17 protein-coding genes and 1 riboswitch are annotated in these 17,452 nt (G+C 63.0%); of the genes, 12 read left to right on the top strand and 5 right to left on the bottom strand.

Going from position 1 to position 17,452, the window contains the following annotated elements:
* Nucleotides 1-98: 98 nt before the first annotated feature.
* Complete coding sequence (locus tag NCR93_RS00930) at nucleotides 99-1,109, bottom strand: sodium:calcium antiporter (protein ID WP_034470401.1); 1,011 nt, start codon at nucleotides 1,107-1,109, stop codon at nucleotides 99-101.
* A gap of 88 nt (nucleotides 1,110-1,197) precedes the next feature.
* Nucleotides 1,198-1,373, bottom strand: a riboswitch (yybP-ykoY riboswitch).
* A gap of 163 nt (nucleotides 1,374-1,536) precedes the next feature.
* On the opposite strand from NCR93_RS00930, the gene NCR93_RS00925 reads away from it, so the two are divergent.
* Nucleotides 1,537-3,132, top strand: a complete 1,596-nt coding sequence (locus tag NCR93_RS00925) for an ABC transporter substrate-binding protein (protein ID WP_250501865.1) — start codon at nucleotides 1,537-1,539, stop codon at nucleotides 3,130-3,132.
* A gap of 6 nt (nucleotides 3,133-3,138) precedes the next feature.
* On the opposite strand, the gene NCR93_RS00920 is transcribed toward NCR93_RS00925, so the two are convergent.
* Nucleotides 3,139-4,212: an MBL fold metallo-hydrolase gene (locus NCR93_RS00920; RefSeq protein WP_250507142.1), complete on the bottom strand. Its 1,074-nt coding sequence runs from the start codon at nucleotides 4,210-4,212 to the stop codon at nucleotides 3,139-3,141.
* A gap of 105 nt (nucleotides 4,213-4,317) precedes the next feature.
* Here NCR93_RS00920 and NCR93_RS00915 point away from each other — a divergent pair, with 105 nt between their 5' ends.
* The 4 genes from NCR93_RS00915 to NCR93_RS00900 are packed head-to-tail and all read left to right on the top strand — an operon-like array spanning nucleotide 4,318 to nucleotide 8,573.
* Nucleotides 4,318-4,740, top strand: coding sequence for a MerR family transcriptional regulator (locus tag NCR93_RS00915; RefSeq protein ID WP_008351922.1), 423 nt, complete (start codon nucleotides 4,318-4,320; stop codon nucleotides 4,738-4,740).
* Between the two features lie 34 nt (nucleotides 4,741-4,774).
* Nucleotides 4,775-6,577 carry a bifunctional isocitrate dehydrogenase kinase/phosphatase gene (gene aceK / locus NCR93_RS00910; RefSeq protein WP_250532133.1) on the top strand — a complete coding sequence of 601 codons (1,803 nt, stop codon included), beginning with the start codon at nucleotides 4,775-4,777 and terminating at the stop codon, nucleotides 6,575-6,577.
* Between the two features lie 30 nt (nucleotides 6,578-6,607).
* On the top strand, nucleotides 6,608-7,387 hold the full coding sequence (gene can, locus NCR93_RS00905) for a carbonate dehydratase (protein WP_250481431.1): 780 nt from the start codon (nucleotides 6,608-6,610) through the stop codon (nucleotides 7,385-7,387).
* Entirely contained in the window at nucleotides 7,380-8,573 is a 1,194-nt protein-coding gene (locus NCR93_RS00900) for an acetyl-CoA C-acetyltransferase (protein ID WP_250478612.1), read from the top strand. The genes can and NCR93_RS00900 overlap by 8 nt, the downstream gene beginning before the upstream one ends.
* A gap of 42 nt (nucleotides 8,574-8,615) precedes the next feature.
* Here the strand turns inward: NCR93_RS00900 and NCR93_RS00895 are convergent, their stop codons facing one another.
* From NCR93_RS00895 to ubiM, 3 genes are all read right to left on the bottom strand, one after another.
* Nucleotides 8,616-9,032, bottom strand: coding sequence for a type II toxin-antitoxin system VapC family toxin (locus NCR93_RS00895; protein ID WP_250507141.1), 417 nt, complete (start codon nucleotides 9,030-9,032; stop codon nucleotides 8,616-8,618).
* Nucleotides 9,019-9,270 (bottom strand): hypothetical protein, encoded by a 252-nt coding sequence (locus NCR93_RS00890; RefSeq protein ID WP_250507140.1) that lies wholly within the window; start codon nucleotides 9,268-9,270, stop codon nucleotides 9,019-9,021. The genes NCR93_RS00895 and NCR93_RS00890 overlap by 14 nt, the downstream gene beginning before the upstream one ends.
* Before the next feature lie 91 nt (nucleotides 9,271-9,361).
* Nucleotides 9,362-10,543 carry a 5-demethoxyubiquinol-8 5-hydroxylase UbiM gene (gene ubiM, locus NCR93_RS00885; RefSeq protein ID WP_008351932.1) on the bottom strand — a complete coding sequence of 394 codons (1,182 nt, stop codon included), beginning with the start codon at nucleotides 10,541-10,543 and terminating at the stop codon, nucleotides 9,362-9,364.
* Nucleotides 10,544-10,661: 118 nt separating this feature from the next.
* Between ubiM and NCR93_RS00880 the strand changes: the two genes are divergently transcribed.
* From NCR93_RS00880 to bioD, 7 genes are all read left to right on the top strand, one after another.
* Nucleotides 10,662-11,339 carry an SDR family oxidoreductase gene (locus NCR93_RS00880; protein ID WP_008351935.1) on the top strand — a complete coding sequence of 226 codons (678 nt, stop codon included), beginning with the start codon at nucleotides 10,662-10,664 and terminating at the stop codon, nucleotides 11,337-11,339.
* Between the two features lie 13 nt (nucleotides 11,340-11,352).
* On the top strand, nucleotides 11,353-11,961 hold the full coding sequence (locus tag NCR93_RS31975; RefSeq protein ID WP_008351936.1) for a glutathione S-transferase family protein: 609 nt from the start codon (nucleotides 11,353-11,355) through the stop codon (nucleotides 11,959-11,961).
* A complete protein-coding gene (locus NCR93_RS00870) occupies nucleotides 11,958-12,377 on the top strand; it encodes a YchJ family protein (RefSeq protein ID WP_250433434.1) in 420 nt (139 codons plus the stop codon). Before NCR93_RS31975 ends, NCR93_RS00870 begins: the two co-directional genes overlap by 4 nt.
* A 328-nt stretch (nucleotides 12,378-12,705) precedes the next feature.
* Nucleotides 12,706-13,962 (top strand): dienelactone hydrolase family protein, encoded by a 1,257-nt coding sequence (locus NCR93_RS00865; RefSeq protein ID WP_250507139.1) that lies wholly within the window; start codon nucleotides 12,706-12,708, stop codon nucleotides 13,960-13,962.
* Nucleotides 13,963-14,245: 283 nt separating this feature from the next.
* Complete coding sequence (locus NCR93_RS00860; RefSeq protein WP_250520895.1) at nucleotides 14,246-15,556, top strand: adenosylmethionine--8-amino-7-oxononanoate transaminase; 1,311 nt, start codon at nucleotides 14,246-14,248, stop codon at nucleotides 15,554-15,556.
* Nucleotides 15,553-16,752: an 8-amino-7-oxononanoate synthase gene (gene bioF, locus NCR93_RS00855; protein WP_250501647.1), complete on the top strand. Its 1,200-nt coding sequence runs from the start codon at nucleotides 15,553-15,555 to the stop codon at nucleotides 16,750-16,752. The genes NCR93_RS00860 and bioF overlap by 4 nt, the downstream gene beginning before the upstream one ends.
* Nucleotides 16,749-17,450, top strand: coding sequence for a dethiobiotin synthase (gene bioD, locus NCR93_RS00850; protein ID WP_250480213.1), 702 nt, complete (start codon nucleotides 16,749-16,751; stop codon nucleotides 17,448-17,450). Before bioF ends, bioD begins: the two co-directional genes overlap by 4 nt.
* The last annotated feature ends 2 nt before the right edge of the window (nucleotides 17,451-17,452 follow it).

The raw sequence follows: 17,452 nt of genomic DNA, 5'->3' as shown, positions 1-17,452 counted from the left end.
TATAAGAACAACAAGAACGACGTGCCGGTTTTCTCGGCGCGCTGCTTCGCTCTTCGATGCCCGCCTCGCGCGGGCATTCTTCTTTGTGCCGCAGCTTGTCAGCGCCCGAGCGTCAACGCGAGATAGGCCGCGTACAGCACGCCGTTGCCGAGCAGCGCCCACAGCACGACGCCGTTCTCCTTCGCATTGAAGCGCAGCCACGCCGCCGCCGCGAGCGTGATGAGCACGCCCGTCAGCACTTCGATGCGCGGCTCCCACGGCGTCAGCATGATGCCGATGGCCGGCAGCAACGTCCCTTGAAACACCATCGCGCCGGTGATGTTGCCGAACGCGAGCGTGTCCTTTCCTCGGCGCGCCCACAGAATGCTGTTCACTTTCTCGGGCAGTTCCGTCGCGATCGGAATGATGATGAGCGACAGCAGCAGCGCCGAAATTCCCAGCGCATGCGACACGCCCTCGACGCCGTGAATGAAGCCCTTCGCGCCGCCGACGAGCAGCACGATGCCGAAGAAAAACTGCAGCATGATCGTGCCGAGCGACGTTTTCAAACCGAGACGCGAAGCGAACAAGGCCTCGGGCGCTTCCGTTCCGTGTCCGCCCTCGACGAGCTTCGCCGAAGCCTTGAACGTCGAAATCACATAAACGATATAGAGCGCGACGAGCCCGACCGCGAACAACGCGCGCACTTGCCACGCGTGATGCGGCACGAACATCGCGGCGCACGCGATGAGAAACGCGACCAGGAAGAAGTTCAGATCGCGCACGAAGCCGCTGCGCTCCGGCACGATGCGTCCGCTCATGCCGCGCGACTTGAGGATCGCGAACGTCATCAGACACGTCGAAAGCGTCGCGAGCATAAGCGGCGCGCCGAGAATCGCGCCGACGCCGATCTCTTCGTTGACCGCACGGCTCGTCGTGCCGCCGAGCAGCGCGATGATCGGCACCGTCGTCTCGGGCAATGCCGTGCCGACCGCCGCGAACAGCGATCCGGTCACGCCTTCGGAAATGCCGAGCCGTTCGCCGAGATGTTCGAGCGCATTCGTGAATAGCTCCGCCGCGACCAGGATGATCGCGAGCATCAGCGCGAGTTCGAGAAAGAGCATCGTCATGCGGCACCTCGCATCGAAACATGCGACGGGTGCGCGAGCGTGCGCGGGAAACGGGGATGTTGTAGTTGTGGGGACACGATGATTCCACGGCCGGACGTCGAGCGAACCACGATGCGCCACGCGCCGTCCGGCCAGGAACGACATAGCGCATCGATGGTCTCGCCAAACCGTTCCGGTCGAACGCGCCACGGCAGCAGGGCCGAGGATGTTGACGCGTTCTCCTTCGCTCGCGAAGGAAGGCTACTCCCCAAAGAAGGCGCAAGTTTAGCCCGATGCGCCCCGTTTCGGCAACCCGCGGAATAAGCGTATGCCGATCGGATCGTTGTCGTCGACGGATGCATCCGCTAATCTGGCCGCGCCGGGCGCGTCGCTTGCTGCGCGTGCTCAAGCTCATCCACGAACAAAAATGAAGATCACGGGAGATCTCATGCGTCTGAAACTCTTCGCCGCGGCCGCCGCGATGGCCATGCTCGCCGCGCCGATGCTCGCGATGTCCAAGCCGCTCACCGTCTGCACCGAATCGAGCCCGGACGGCTTCGATGTCGTGCAATTCAATTCGCTCGTAACGACCAACGCATCGGCGGATGTCATCTTCAATACGCTCGTCTCCTACGACGAAGCCGCGAAGAAGGTCGTGCCCTCGCTCGCGGAAAAGTGGGACGTGACGAGCGACGGGCTCACGTACACATTCCATCTGCGTCCGAACGTTCAGTTTCAGACGACCGATTACTTCAAGCCGACGCGTCCGCTCAGTGCCGACGACGTCGTGTTCACGTTCTCGCGCATGCTCTCGGACGACAATCCGTGGCACAAGATCGCTGGCGCGAGCGGCTTTCCGCACGCGCAGTCGATGGGCCTCGTGAAGCTCATCAAGGCCGTATCGAAAGTCGATGACCATACCGTGAAGTTCGAGCTCAACGAGCCGAACGCGACCTTCGTGCCGATCCTCACGATGGGCTTCGCATCGATCTATTCGGCCGAATATGCGGACAAGCTGCTGAAGGCGAACCAGCAGGTCGATCTGAACAGCAAGCCGATCGGCACCGGCCCGTTCGTGCTGAAGAGCTACACGAAAGATTCGGTCATCCGCTACGACGTGAATCCGTCGTACTGGGGCGCGAAACCGAAGATCGACCGGCTGATCTACGCGATCACGCCCGACGCCGCCGTGCGCGCGCAGAAGATCAAGGCGGGCGAATGCCAGATCGCGCTGTCGCCGAAGCCGCAGGACGTCATCGACGCGAAGAAGGACAAGTCGCTGAAGGTGAGCGAAGCGCCCGCATTCATGACGGCGTTCGTCGCGCTCAACACGCAGAAGAAGCCGCTCGACAATCCGAAGGTGCGTCAGGCGATCAACATGGCCTTCGATCGCACGACCTACATGAAGACCGTGTTCGACAACACGGCGACGCAAGCGGTGAATCCGTATCCGCCGAATACGTGGAGTTACGACAAGAGCATCGAGGCGTACAAATATTCATCCGCCGATGCGAAGAAGCTGCTCGCCGATGCGGGCTTTCCGAACGGTTTCGACACGACGATCTGGGTACGCCCGAACGGCAGCGTGCTCAATCCGAATCCGAAGGCGGGCGCGGAATTGCTGCAAGCCGATCTCGCGAAAATCGGCGTGAAGGCGCAGGTGAAAGTGATCGAATGGGGCGAACTCATCAAGCAGGCGAAGCAGGGTCAGCACGACATGCTGTTCATGGGCTGGGCCGGCGACAACGGCGACCCGGACAACTACATGTCGCCGCTTTTCAGTTGCAACGCGGTGAAGTCAGGCATCAACTTCGCGCGCTATTGCGATCCGCAACTGGACAAGCTCATCGCCGATGGCAAGTCGACCGCCGATGTCGCCAAACGCACGAAGGCGTATGTCGACGCGCAGAAGATCATCCACGATCAGGCGCTGTGGATTCCGCTCGTCTATCCGACGGCGGCGGCGCTCACGCGCGCGAACGTCAGCGGCTATAACGTGAGTCCGTTCGGGCGCGTGAATTTCGGCGCTGTTTCCGTGCAGTAAGCGAAGTCAGGCCGGCGTGAAGCGGATCACGCCGTCAGCGCCGGTCTGACGTTTCAGCGTGCCATCGAGCCAAAGCAGGTTCAGATGCGCGAGCGCTTCGCCGAGCGCGAACGTCATCTGATGAATATCGAGCTTGCGCTTGAACATGAGCGGGACGATGTCTGCGGCGTTGCATGGCTTTTGAGCGCACGCGTCGCGCACTTCCGCCAGCCGCGCGCGATGATGCTCGCGCAATTGCCCGATGCGCGTTTGCACGCCGCGAAACGGCTTGCCGTGTGAGGGCAACGCGAGCGTATCGGCGGGCATGGTTTCGTAGCGGCCGAGCGATTCCAGATACAGCGCAAGCGGATTGCCTTCCGGCTCGACCGCGAACACCGACACGTTTGTCGAAATGCGCGGCAACACCATGTCGCCGGAAATGAGCAACTTGTCGGCGGCGCAGAAAAGCGCGCTGTGCTCCGGCGAATGGCCGTAGCCCGACACCACTTCCCAATTGCGCGCGCCGATACGCATGACATCGCCATCGCGGATACGCCGATATTCCGCCGGAATCGACGGCACGAGCGTCGGGTAATAGCTATCGCGCTTGCGCAGCGCATCGAGCGACGCTTCGTCGGACAGGCCGTGCGCCGCGAAATGCGCCGCCGCTCGCTCGCCGCCCGCGTTCGAGCCGTCGCCGGCGGCCATCACCCGGCCCATCGCGTATTCGCCGAGCGACATCCACAGGCGCACGTTCCATCGATTCTTGTCGCCGCCCGTGCAGATCCAGTCGGCAAGTCCCAGATGATCCGGATGACAATGCGTGACGATCACACGCAGCACCGGCTTTCCATCGAGCACGGAATCGAACACGCGCTCCCAGTTCGCGCGGATCGTATCGCTCGAAATGCCGCAATCGACGACGGTCCAGCCTTTCACACCGTCGATTTCATCGGCGAGCAGCCACAGATTGATGTGATCGAGCGCGAACGGCAGCGGCATGCGCAGCCAGAACACGCCCGGCGCCACTTCCATGACGCCGCCCGATTCGGGCAGCCGGTCCGCGAAAACATAGTCGAGCTGGTGTTCGAGTGCGTTCATTCGGTGCCTGTCTCCGGGTTTGCGCCGCGTTGCAATTTGGCCAAGTTGACGATAACGTAAACGTCCATTCTAACGTTGCGCGCGCATTTGCGCTGCCGGCCGGCAATGACCCAACCGACGCATTACACGATCACCGAACTGGCGCGCGAGTTCGACATTACGCCGCGCGCCATTCGCTTTTACGAAGATCAGGGGCTGCTCGCGCCGAAGCGCGAAGGCTCGAACGGCCTGCGGCGTGTGTATTCGGCGCGCGATCGCACGCGCCTCAAGCTCACGCTGCGCGGCAAGCGGCTCGGTTTCACGCTGTCGGAAATCCGCACGCTGCTCGATCTGTATGACTCGCCTACCGGCACCGCGACGCAGCTACAGGCTTTCGTCGATACGATCGCGGCGCATCGCGAAGTGCTGCAGCGTCAGCTCGAAGACCTGAACACGACGCTCGCCGAACTTTCCGCGTATGAGGAACAGGGCCGCGCGCTGCTCGCGGCGGGCGCGGAAAAGCGTGCGCGCAAACCCAAAGCGGCATAACGCGTGACGCCCGCACACGAAGCGCAGGGTCGATATGAATCATTTCCCCAAGCTGCTCTCGTCGCAAATCGGCTTCGATGTCGCCAAGACGATACTCGAAGGCTTCGAGCATCATTACCGCGTGTTCCGCGAAGCCGCGATCAAGGCGAAGGAGCTATTCGAGCGCGGCGACTGGCTCGCGTTGCAACAACTGGCGCGCGATCGCATCGCGTCGTATGACGATCGCGTCACGGAATGCGTGACGGCGCTCGAAGACGAATACGACGCGGAGAATATCGAGGACGACGTGTGGCAGCAGATCAAGCTGCATTACATCGGCTTGCTGACGACGCATCGTCAGCCGGAATGCGCGGAAACGTTCTTCAATTCCGTGTGCTGCAAGATCCTGCATCGCTCGTACTTCAACAATGACTTCATCTTTGTGCGGCCGGCCATTTCGACGGAATACATCGAGAACGACGAGCCCGCCGCAAAGCCGACGTATCGCGCGTATTACCCGGAAAAGGACGGCCTCGCCGCGACGCTCGAACGCATCGTCACGAACTTTCAGTTGGAACCGCCGTTCGAGGATTTGCCGCGCGACGTGCAATGCGTGATGCAGGCGCTGCGCGAAGCCTTCGGCGATATCACGCCGGCGCCGAACTTTCAGATTCATGTGCTTTCGTCGCTGTTCTTTCGCAACAAGGCGGCGTATGTCGTCGGGCGGATCATCAACGGCGATGCGCTGCTGCCCTTCGCCATCGCGATCCGGCATACGAAGCCCGGCTTGCTCGCGCTCGATACCGTGCTGCTCTCGCGCGAGCAGGTGCTCATCATCTTCAGCTTCTCGCATTCGTACTTTCTCGTCGATATGGAAGTGCCGTCGGCGTTCGTGCAATTTCTGAGCACGATCCTGCCGCGCAAGCCGAAGGCCGAAATCTATACGTCGGTCGGTTTGCAGAAGCAGGGCAAGAACGATTTCTATCGCGACTTGCTGCATCATCTGTCGCATTCGAGCGATAAGTTCATCGTCGCGCCGGGCATCAAGGGACTCGTGATGATCGTCTTCACGCTGCCGTCGTTTCCTTACGTGTTCAAGCTCATCAAGGACGCGTTTCCGCCGCCGAAGGAAACCACGCGGCAGAAGATTCAGGACAAATATCAACTCGTGAAGCGGCACGATCGCGTTGGCCGAATGGCCGATACGCTCGAATATTCGAGCGTCGCGCTGCCGGTCGCGCGCCTCGACGACGCGCTCATCCGCGAACTCGAAAAGGAAGCGCCTTCGATGATCGAATACGAAGGCGACAAGCTCGTCATCCGGCATGTGTATATCGAGCGCCGCATGGTGCCGCTCAATCTCTTCCTGCAGAACGGCAACGCCGACGACGTCGATCACGGCATCAAGGAATATGGCGACGCGATCAAACAGCTGATTCAGGCGAACATCTTCCCCGGCGACATGCTGTACAAGAACTTCGGCGTGACGCGGCACGGTCGCGTGGTGTTCTACGACTACGATGAAATCGAGTATCTGACCGATTGCAACGTGCGCCGCGTCCCTGCGCCGCGCACGGAAGAGGACGAGCTGTCCGGCGAACCGTGGTATACCGTCGGGCCGCACGATATCTTTCCCGAAACGTACGGCACATTTTTGCTCGGCGATCCGCGCGTGCGCGAAGCGTTCATGCGTCATCACGCGGATTTTTTCGATCCCGCGTTCTGGCAGCATCACAAGGAACAACTGCTGCGCGGCGAACTCGCCGATTTCTTTCCCTATGACCGGGACGTCCGATTCTGCATCCGTTATCCGGAGCGTTTCGACGAGCCCGGCCGATCGGACGCGCGCGCCGCGTGAAGCGCGCGGTCCGGCTTTTGACTTTCGAACATGAAACACATTGACGATAAAACGCCGCTTGCTCACCTGTTCGCAAACAATCAGGAATGGGTCGAACGCAAGCTCGCCGAAGACGCCGCTTTCTTCGAGCGCCTCGCGCATCAGCAGACGCCCGAATATCTGTGGATCGGCTGCGCGGACTCGCGCGTGCCGGCCAACGAGATCATCGGCTTGCCGCCGGGCGAAGTCTTCGTGCACAGAAACATCGCGAACGTCGTCGTGCACTCCGATCTCAATTGTCTGTCGGTGATCCAGTTCGCCGTCGATCTGCTGAAGGTGAAGCACATCATGGTCGTCGGCCATTACGGCTGCTCGGGCGTGGGCGCGGCGCTCGTCGGGCGGCGCGTCGGTCTCGCCGATAACTGGCTGCGCCATGTCGAAGACGTGCGCGAAAAGCACGGCGCGCTGCTCGACGAATGGCCGATGGGCGACGCGCGCCATCGCCGTCTCGTGGAGCTGAACACGATCGAGCAGACCATCAACGTCTGCCGCACGACCGTCGTACAGGACGCATGGGCGCGCGGACAGGAGCTCACCGTGCACGGCTGGACCTACGGCGTGCACGACGGCCGCCTGCGCAACATGGGCATGATGATCGGCGCACCGGCCGAGATCGATCCGGTTTATCAGTCGTGCGTTGCCGCGATGACTCGCAGCGGCGCGCATTCCGCGGAAAACGATGTCCTCGCGTCAGATGCGGCACTTGCCGAACGCTTGGGCGACGTTCCCGAAGTGATCAAGGGCGTCATCAAGGAGCTGAAACATGAGTGAGACAAGGAACGATCCGATCGTCATCGTGTCGGCGGCGCGCACGCCGATGGCCGCGTTTCAGGGCGATTTCGCGTCGCTGACCGCGCCGCAGCTTGGCGCTGCTGCGGTGAAGGCGGCGGTCGAACGCGCGGGATTAAAACCCGAGCAGATCGACGAAGCCATCATGGGCTGCGTGCTGCCCGCCGGTCAGGGTCAGGCGCCCGCGCGTCAGGCGGCGCTCGGCGCGGGCTTGCCGCTATCCACCGGCTGCACGACGATCAACAAGATGTGCGGCTCGGGCATGCGCGCGGCGATGTTCGCGCACGACATGCTGCTGGCCGGATCGGTCGACGTGATCGTCGCGGGCGGCATGGAAAGCATGACGAACGCGCCGTATCTGCTGCCGAAAGCGCGCGGCGGCATGCGCATGGGTCACGGTCAGGTTCTCGATCACATGTTCCTCGACGGCCTCGAAGACGCTTACGAAAAAGGCCGTCTGATGGGCGCGTTCGCGGAGCAATGCGCTTCGTCGTATGCGTTCTCGCGCGAGTCGCAGGATGCGTTCGCGGTCGAATCGTTGCGGCGCGCGCAGCGAGCGAACGACGATGGCTCGTTCGACTGGGAAATCGCGCCCGTGACGGTACAGGGCAGGAAGGGCGATACGGTGATCGGGCGCGACGAGCAGCCGTTCAAGGCGAACATCGAGAAGATTCCGTCGCTCAAGCCCGCGTTCGCGAAGGACGGCACGGTGACGGCCGCGAATTCGTCGTCGATTTCCGATGGCGCGGCGGCGCTCGTGATGATGCGCGAATCGACCGCGATGCGGCTCGGCGTCACGCCGATCGCGCGTATCGCCGGACACAGCACGTTCGCGCAACAACCGGCCTTGTTCACGACGGCGCCCGTCGGCGCGATCAGCAAGCTCTTCGAGAAAAACGGCTGGCGCGCGGGCGATGTCGATCTGTATGAAATCAACGAAGCGTTCGCCGTCGTGACGATGGCCGCGATGCGTGAGCACGATCTGCCGCATGACAAGGTCAATGTGAACGGCGGCGCGTGCGCGCTCGGGCATCCGATCGGTGCGTCGGGCGCGCGGATTCTTGTGACGCTGCTCGGTGCGTTGAAGGCGCGTGGGCTGAAGCGCGGGGTGGCGAGCTTATGTATCGGCGGTGGGGAGGCGACGGCGATGGGGGTGGAGTTGGTTTGAGTGTTCCGGGCCGGTCCGGCGCGAGCCGGGCCGCATTCATTCCTATTCGAAGGGATTCAGCATCTCGACGCCCATTCGCTCGAAGTCTCTGACGTTGCGCGTGACCACCGTCAATCCGTGGAAAATGACCGTTGCACCTATGAGCTTGTCCAAAGCGGGTTCAGGGTGCGGCGCGCGCAGGTTTCCCCATAGCCTGCCGATCTCCTTGCCCGCCGGCAGGATTCTCGTGTCGTATTCTCGCAGGACGTTGTTCACCCACGATTGGAGCTTTTCGGCCTGCCGTTTATCGCCTCTTCGGCGCACCCGCTCGACGCCCTGTCGAAGTTCCGCGACAGTCACGACGGAGAGATGAACGCATCTCTTATCGAGCTTGGCTTGCCGGAAGAACACGCGAACGCCTTCATTGGCGCGTTCTTCGAGTCTCGTTTCACTGATCACGTTCGTATCAGCCAGATACATCGGAGGCTCCTCGTTTCGGATGACGATCGAAGAAGTCGTCCTCCACGTCGAGTTTCCGAAAGTTCAGCAGATGATCGATGAAACGGCTGTTGTACTCGGGACTGTCGATGTATTCCTCGGCCGTCCCTTTGCGGCTTTCGATCTCGAGCTTGCGACGGATGGCAGCCTGTTCCGCGTATTCGCGAATCTCCTCGGCGGTTATATTCCAAGGTAACTCGGCCTTGATGACCTTGAACATGCTCGGCTCCTTATCGATGTTGCGACAGTCGTCACTCTATCGAATTCAATAAGCACGACTAGTCATCCAAACGAAATAAGCGAAATCTCACTCACCCCGCCAGCGACATCGCCACGGCCCGCTTGAACGGCGTCAGCTTCTCTCCGATCCGCAGCATCGCATCGCGCGCGATCCGCGCCGGCAGCGAGTCGCGCGTATAAACCTCCGTGATGAATCGCGTGATCAGATAAAGCGGCCGCGTTTCCTGCCGATGCTTCGCTTCATATCGCGCGAGCAGCCCATCGCCGGCGATGTCGAGCCCCGCCGCCTGCGCGTCGCGAATCGCGCGCGTGAGCGTCTCGATGCCGGCCAGCCCGAAGTTGAACCCGTGCGCCGTGACCGGATGCATGCCGACCGCCGCATCGCCGACCGTCGCAAAACGCTTCGCCACGAAGCGCTTCGGATAAACCGACACCAGCGGATAAACATGCCGCGTCGTGCGCAGCGCCATCGTTCCGAGTCTGCGCTCGAAGCGGCGTTCGATCTCGCGATTGAACGCATCCTCGTCGAGCTTGCTCAGGCGCTCGATGTCGCGCGCCTCGAGCGTCACCACGACCGACGACCGATGCGCGCCCGTCTCCGGATCGGGATTCATCGGCAAGAGCGCGAGCGTCTGCCGGTGGCCGAACCATTCCCACGCCGCGTGATCGTGGGGCACGTCGTGCGTCATGCAGCAGACCAACATCGACTTGCCGAAATCGTGCATGTCGGCGGCGATGCCCATCATGCGGCGCGTCGCGGAGAACCGGCTGTCCGCCGCGACGACGAGCCGCGCCGCGATCGTCTCGCCGCTTTCGAGCCGCACGCGCGCGCCACATGCGTCGGTATCGAGGTCGGTCACGCGTTCGGACGTCATGATGCGGACGTCCGCGCTCACTGCTTCGAACGCGGCGCGCCGGATCAGATGATTCGACACGAGCCAACCGAGCTCGTCGTGACCGGAAAGCGCATGACCGATTTTCATCGCGAACGGCGACGATCCGTTGAAAACGCGCGCATCGGCCAACTGCGATTTCGCGTGCGCGTCGATGCGCTCCCACACGCCGAGCGTCTTGAGAAACGCGACGGATTTCTGCGTCAACGCGATCTCGCGGCCGTCGAAGGCGGGCTCGCGCAGCGCGTCGTGGCTTTGCTGCTCGACGAACACGATCGACAAACCCGCGCCGCTCAGCGCGTTCGCGAGACACAAGCCCGCCGGCCCCGCGCCGACGATCACGACATCGGTTTGCATCATCTTTCCGGTCCTGCTGTTTGAAAGCGCACAACGATAGCCGAAAGGCCGAACGGCGATCCGCGACAGCGGGTCGCGCGTTATATTCACGAAGTCTGTTCACACAAGGAACATGTCGCTCATGAAAACGGTTCTGATCGTCGGCGCGTCGCGCGGCCTCGGCCACGAATTCGCACGCGAATATTGTCGCGACGGCTGGCGCGTGCTCGCCACGGCCCGCGATAAAACCTCGCTCTCGGCGCTCGACGCGATGGGTGCGCAAACCTTCCCGCTCGACGTCACGCAGCCCGAGCAGATCGCCGCGCTGGCCTGGCAACTGGACGAGGAAAAGCTGAATGTCGCGATCGTCGTGTCGGGCGTGTATGGACCGCGCACCGAAGGCGTCGAGACGATCGGCGCGGAGGACTTCGATCAGGTCATGCACACCAACGTGCGTGGTCCGATGCAACTGATTCCCGTGCTCCTGCCGCTAACCGACGCCGCGAACGGCGTGCTCGCGGTCGTGTCGAGCAAGATGGGCAGCATCGCCGAGACGAGCGGCACGACCGGCTGGCTGTATCGCGCGAGCAAGGCGGCGCTCAATTCTGCGCTGAAGGTGGCGTCGCTGGAATCGCGGCATTCGGCGTGCATCGCGCTGCATCCGGGCTGGGTTCGCACGGAAATGGGCGGGCCATCGGCGGCGATCGACGTCGCGCGCAGCGTCGCCGGCATGCGCGCGGTGATCGCCGAAGCGGGCGCGCTGCGCGAGGAATTCAACGGGACTTTCGTGCAGTACGACGGCACGAAGATCGAATGGTGAACAAGGAGTGAATGTGACCTATCAGGTACACGGCGTTTCGGCATCGGGCAACTGTCACAAGGTTCGCCTCGTCCTCGAACAGCTCGGCCAGCCTTATGTCTGGCACGAAGTCGACATGATGAACGGCGCAACGCGCACCGACGAATTCAAAAAGCTGAATCCGAACGGCAAGGTGCCGGTGCTCGTCATCGACGAGAACACGACGCTCTCCGAATCCGACGCGATTCTCTGCTATCTCGCCGACGGCACGCCGCTCATGCCCGACGACCGGCTCGAACGCGCGCAAGTGCTGCAGTGGATGTTCTTCGAGCAGTACAGCCACGAGCCGTATGTCGCGGTGGCGCGCTTCATCCTGCAGTTTCAGAAGAATCCCGGCGACGCGCGACTGCCGGAGAAGATCGCCGGTTCGTATCGCGCGCTCGACGTGATGGAACGGCATTTGTCGACGCGCACGTTTTTAGTCGGCGAGCGCTACACCGTCGCCGATATCGCGCTGTACGCGTACACGCATGTCGCGGATCAGGCGAATCTCGATCTGTCGCGCTATCCGGCGATCCGCGCGTGGCTCGAACGCGTGCGCAGCCAGCCGCGCCATGTCGTCATGCCGGGTGTCGATCAATGAAACTCGTGGAATGTCCGTGCGGCGGCGCCGCGCCCGGCCAGCGGCCTGACGCGCGCGCGCCGCGTTACGACGCGTGTTGCGGACGATTCATCGAAGGCGGCGAAAAGCCCGCGAACGCAATGGAACTGATGCGCTCGCGCTACACCGCCTACGTGCTCGGCGACACCGCGTATCTGCGCGCGACCTGGGCGGAAGCGACCTGCCCGCCCGATCTCGACGCCTCCGACGCCGGCACGCGCTGGCTCGGCTTGCAAATCAAACGCCACACGCCGACCGACGCGAATCACGAGGAAGTCGAGTTCGTCGCGCGCTACAAGGTCGGCGGGCGCGCGCATCGCTTGCACGAAGCGAGCCGCTTCACGCGAGACAGCACCGGAAACTGGATCTACGTCGATGGTCAGATTAAAGAAAACTAAATATTCCTTTAAGAAATATGCTGTGGCACGCGGTATTAATTTCCTAAGAATTTCCTTACAGATTAAACAGTTACGGGGTTTCTCTTATTGTGCAGTGCAATTTTGAACGGTTAATCTGTGTTCACGTCAGGGCGCTGTCATTCCCGTGCCCGGACACTCGCAGCGAAGCCCCGTTTTGAAGCCAATTGTCATGCCTTTTCAGGGCATGACTCCCGGAACCCGCAGCCGATACTGCTCTCATCGAGCAGCGCGATAGGTTTGTGACTTCAAAAAGACGTTCGGGGCTCGCCGTATCAACGTCCTTTGGAAGCGCAGTCGGAGTTCACGGATGGCGATCAGAACCTGGTTGGTCGGATGCAGCATGGTGTGCGCGCTCGCGGCATCGCTCGTCACGTCCGCCGTGCGTGCCGAACCGGTCGGCGGCGTGCGTCAATCCGAAGGTCTACAGGCGCCCGCATTCGGCCAGACGCTCTCGCAGATTCCCGATTCGCTCGATGCCGGCCTGCCCGTCGTCGCGATCGGACTGAACGAAAGCGTCATCGAGATTCCCGAAGCCGACATCTCGCTCGAAACCACCGTGTTCAAGCCGGACGGCGCCGGCCCGTTCCCGATGATCGTCTTCAATCACGGCAAGCTCCCCGGCGATTCGCACGCGCAACCGCGCAATCGTCCGGTCGCGCTCGCGCGTGAATTCGTGCGCCACGGCTATGTCGTCGTCGTGCCGAACCGGCGCGGCTTCGCGGGCTCGGGCGGCGATTACACCGGCCACGGCTGCGACGTCGAGGCGAACGGGTTCGCGCAAGCGCAGGACGTCGCCGCGACCATCGCCTATATGAGCCAGCAAGCGTATGTCGACAAGACGCATATCGTCGTCGCGGGCACGTCGCACGGCGGTTTGACGACCATCGCCTACGGCGCGCGCGATGCCGTCGCGGCGCCCGGCGTGCGCGGTCTCATCAATTTCTCGGGCGGGCTGCGTCAGGACGAATGCGGCGACTGGCGGAAGAATCTCGTCAACGCGTTCGGCGATTACGGGCATAACGTGCGCCTGCCGTCGCTGTGGCTCTACGGCGACAACGATTCGGTCTGGGACGGCGACTTGTCCGCGCAGATGTACACCGCGTTCACCGCGCACGGCGCGCGCGCCAACATGGTCGATTTCGGCAGCTACAAGAACGACGCGCATCGGCTCGTCGGCGACCGCGACGGCGTGCAGATCTGGTGGCCGCGCGTGAAGGCCTTCCTCGCGCAGATCGGCATGCCGACCGCCGTGCAATATCAGGTGGCCGAGCCGCGCATGCCGAACGCGACGCACTTCGCGGACCTCGATTCCGTGCAGGCCGTGCCGTTCGTCGATGAAAACGGCCGCGCCGGTTATCGCAACTTCCTTTCGCAGTATTCGAGCCGCGCGTTCGCCGTGTCCGATTCGGGCGCGTGGTCGTGGGCCGAAGGCGGCGACGATCCGATGGCCGTCGCCATCGCGAGCTGCCAGAAGCAGAGCGCCGATCCGTGCCGGCTGTACGCGGTGAATAATCGCGTCGTCTGGAACGATCAGGCCGCCGAGACGCAGACGGCGTCGCGCTAGAACACCTTTTCCGCCTGTCGGGAACGCCGGCCTTCGCGCCGGCGTTTTTGCGTCGATCGCACGTTAAGCGACCCATTTGGCCGACGTTGCACGCGATAGCGCGTTTTCGCATTTCCATTGCGCGCGCACGCATGTCCAAAAAACCTTCCGAATACGGAAGGTCGGCCATGTTTTAGGGATAATTGACTCGCGCAGTTTTCACGCAGTTTCCCCGTAACGCAGGCGCCTGGCGCTTGCCCGATGTATCCGGCCCGCATCGCGCGCGCGGGCCTGGGAGCCGTTTTTGAACACAGAAGCCAATCAGGACTGGGTTGCCCGCTCGCTTGCGGCCGTGTGGCATCCGTGCACCCAGATGAAACATCACGAGCGCGTGCCGCTCGTGCCGATCGCGCGCGGCAAGGGCGCGTGGCTCTACGACCACGAAGGCCACCGCTATCTCGATGCGATCAGTTCGTGGTGGGTCAATCTCTTCGGCCACGCTAACGACGACATCAACCGCGCGCTCAAGGATCAACTCGACACGCTCGAACACGCGATGCTCGCGGGCTGCACGCACGCGCCGGCCGTCGAACTGGCCGAGCGTCTTTGCGCGCTCACCGATCGCACGCTCGGCCATGCGTTTTTCGCGTCCGATGGCGCGTCGGCGGTCGAGATCGCGCTGAAGATGAGCTTTCACTTCTGGCGCAATCGCGGCGCAAGCGAGAAGCGCGAATTCGCGTGTCTCGCGAACAGCTATCACGGCGAAACGATCGGCGCGCTCGGCGTGACGGACGTCGCCATTTTCAAGGACGCTTACGATCCGCTGATCCGTCACGCGCATGTGGTCGCGTCGCCGGCGGCGGTCGGCGTCGACGAAGCCATCGCCGCGATGCGCGCGCTCTTCGGGCAGCGCGCGTCGCAGCTTGCGGCCGTGATCGTCGAGCCGCTCGTGCAGTGCGCGGCCGGCATGTCGATGTACGACGCGTCGTATCTCACGCGTTTGCGCGCGCTGTGCGACGAATTCGGCGTACATCTGATCGCCGATGAAATCGCGGTCGGCTGCGGGCGCACCGGCACTTTTTTCGCGTGCGAGCAGGCGGGCATCTGGCCTGATTTCATCTGCTTGTCGAAGGGCATCAGCGGCGGATACTTGCCGCTTTCGATCGTGCTCACGCGCGACGACATCTACGCCGCGTTCTACGACGACGACGTCACGCGCGGCTTTCTGCATTCGCATTCGTACACGGGCAATCCGCTCGCGTGCCGCGCCGCGCTGGCGACGCTCGATCTGTTCGACAGCGCGAAGGTGCTCGCGGAAAACAAACGCAAATCGGCGTTGCTGGGCGAGGCGTTGCGCGCGCGCGTCGGCGAGCACGAACGCGTGAAGAATCTGCGCAATCGCGGCACGATCTTCGCGTTCGATGTCGATATCGACGACAAGACGTTCTCGCGCCGCTTCTTCGCAAACGCGTTGCAGCGCGAACTGCTGATGCGCCCCATCGGCACGACGGTCTACATGATGCCGCCGTACATCCTCTCCGACGACGAACTGCTGCTCCTCGCGCAACGCACGCGCGAAACGCTCGACGCCACGCTCGCGGGGGTCGCAGCATGAGCACGACAGCGAGAGCGCTGTACGAAACGCTCGAACAGGGCTTGAACGATATCGATGCGCGCGGCCTGCGGCGTCGCCGCAAGACGATCGACGGCGCCTGTTCCGCGCACATGACCGTCGATGGCCGCGCGATCGTCGGCTTCGCGAGCAACGATTATCTCGGCCTCGCCGCGCACGATGCGATTCGCGCGGCGCTCGCCGAAGGCGCGTCGCTTTTCGGCGCGGGCAGCGGCGGCTCGCATCTGCTGGGCGGCCATTCACGCGCGCACGCGCAACTCGAAGACGATCTCGCCGCGTTCTCGGGCGGTTTCGTCGATAACCCGCGCGCGCTTTACTTCAGCACCGGCTACATGGCGAACCTCGCGGTCGTCACGGCGCTCGCCGGACGCGGCACGCTCGTGTTTTCGGACGCGCTCAATCACGCATCGCTGATCGACGGCGTGCGCCTGTCGCGCGCGCAAACGCAGATTTATCCGCACGCCGACATCGACGCGCTCGACGCGATGCTCGACGCCTCCCGCGACGAAACAGCGACGAAGCTCATCGTCACCGACACGGTGTTCAGCATGGACGGCGATATCGCGCCGCTCGCGCGTCTCGTCGAGCTTGCGGAGAAGTACGGCGCGTGGCTCGTCGTCGACGACGCGCACGGCTTCGGCGTGCTCGGCCCGCAAGGACGCGGCGCGCTGGCGCATTACGCACTGCGCTCGTCGCATCTCGTCTATGTCGGCACGCTCGGCAAGGCGGCGGGCGTGTCGGGCGCGTTCGTCGCGGCGGATGAAACCGTCATCGAATGGCTCATTCAGCGCGCGCGTCCGTATATCTTCACGACGGCGTCCGCGCCGGCGGTCGCGCATGCGGTGTCGAAGAGCATCGAAATCATCGCGGGCGATGAAGGCGACGCGCGCCGCGCGCACCTCGCGTTGCTCATCGAAATTACGCGCGCGATGCTGAAACGCACGCGCTGGATGCCTGTCGATTCGCATACCGCCGTTCAGCCGCTCGTGATCGGCGGCAACGACGAAACGCTGGAAATCGCCGCCGCGCTCGACAAGCAAGGCCTCTGGGTTCCGGCGATTCGTCCGCCGACGGTTCCGGCGGGCACGTCGCGCCTGCGCATTTCCCTTTCCGCCGCGCACAGTGAGGACGATCTCGCGCGGCTCGATCACGCGTTAAACGCTTTGAATACGCTATGACCGCTTTATCCCTGTTCGTCGCCGGAACCGATACGGAAATCGGCAAGACGCTCGTCTCTTGCGCGCTGCTGCACGGCTTCGCGCGCGCGGGCCTTTCCGCCGCCGCGATGAAGCCGATCGCGTCGGGCGCGGTCGAGCGCGACGGCGTGCTGCACAACGAAGACGCCGATCAGCTCGACGCCGCCGCGAACGTCGCGCTGCCGAACGACATCCGCACGCCGTTCATGATGCGCGAGCCGATCGCGCCGCATATCGCTGCGGCGCGCGAAGGCGTGGCGCTCGACATCGGGCGCATTGTGCGAGCGCATCAGTTCGCGATGACGAAAGCGGATATCGTCGTGGTGGAAGGCGTCGGTGGTTTTCGCGTGCCGCTCACCGACACGCACGACACCGCCGATCTCGCCGTCGCGCTGAATCTGCCGGTCGTGCTCGTCGTCGGCATGCGGCTCGGCTGCATCAGCCATGCGTTGCTGACGGTCGAAGCCATCGCGTCGCGCGGCCTGAAGCTCGCCGGCTGGGTGGCGAATCGCGTCGATCCGAATATGCTGTATCCCGACGAAAACATCGCAACACTGAAACAACGCATCAAGGCGCCGCTCATCGGCGTGATTCCGCATCTCGCGGCACCCGATGCAACGCGCGCCGCCGATTCGCTCGATATCGGCGCTCTGACTGACTCGCTTCATCAAAAGGATTGAAT

It is taken from the genome of Caballeronia sp. ATUFL_F1_KS39 (assembly GCF_023630985.1).
Taxonomy (GTDB): Bacteria; Pseudomonadota; Gammaproteobacteria; order Burkholderiales; family Burkholderiaceae; genus Caballeronia; species Caballeronia zhejiangensis.
Note: the sequence above shows the minus strand (reverse complement) of the source record. Positions and strands in the feature narration are given on the sequence as shown.

Bases quoted from the DNA above. Each gene is read 5' to 3' on its own strand.
- NCR93_RS00880 (WP_008351935.1), top strand. From the start codon at position 10,662: ATGAAAACGGTTCTGATCGTCGGCGCGTCGCGCGGCCTCGGCCACGAA.
- ubiM (WP_008351932.1), bottom strand. From the start codon at position 10,543: ATGATGCAAACCGATGTCGTGATCGTCGGCGCGGGGCCGGCGGGCTTG.
- NCR93_RS00915 (WP_008351922.1), top strand. From the start codon at position 4,318: ATGACCCAACCGACGCATTACACGATCACCGAACTGGCGCGCGAGTTC.
- NCR93_RS00870 (WP_250433434.1), top strand. From the start codon at position 11,958: ATGAAACTCGTGGAATGTCCGTGCGGCGGCGCCGCGCCCGGCCAGCGG.
- aceK (WP_250532133.1), top strand. From the start codon at position 4,775: ATGAATCATTTCCCCAAGCTGCTCTCGTCGCAAATCGGCTTCGATGTC.
- NCR93_RS00890 (WP_250507140.1), bottom strand. From the start codon at position 9,270: ATGTTCAAGGTCATCAAGGCCGAGTTACCTTGGAATATAACCGCCGAG.
- NCR93_RS00920 (WP_250507142.1), bottom strand. From the start codon at position 4,212: ATGAACGCACTCGAACACCAGCTCGACTATGTTTTCGCGGACCGGCTG.
- NCR93_RS00900 (WP_250478612.1), top strand. From the start codon at position 7,380: ATGAGTGAGACAAGGAACGATCCGATCGTCATCGTGTCGGCGGCGCGC.
- NCR93_RS00865 (WP_250507139.1), top strand. From the start codon at position 12,706: ATGGCGATCAGAACCTGGTTGGTCGGATGCAGCATGGTGTGCGCGCTC.
- bioD (WP_250480213.1), top strand. From the start codon at position 16,749: ATGACCGCTTTATCCCTGTTCGTCGCCGGAACCGATACGGAAATCGGC.
- NCR93_RS00895 (WP_250507141.1), bottom strand. From the start codon at position 9,032: ATGTATCTGGCTGATACGAACGTGATCAGTGAAACGAGACTCGAAGAA.
- can (WP_250481431.1), top strand. From the start codon at position 6,608: ATGAAACACATTGACGATAAAACGCCGCTTGCTCACCTGTTCGCAAAC.
- bioF (WP_250501647.1), top strand. From the start codon at position 15,553: ATGAGCACGACAGCGAGAGCGCTGTACGAAACGCTCGAACAGGGCTTG.
- NCR93_RS00925 (WP_250501865.1), top strand. From the start codon at position 1,537: ATGCGTCTGAAACTCTTCGCCGCGGCCGCCGCGATGGCCATGCTCGCC.
- NCR93_RS00930 (WP_034470401.1), bottom strand. From the start codon at position 1,109: ATGACGATGCTCTTTCTCGAACTCGCGCTGATGCTCGCGATCATCCTG.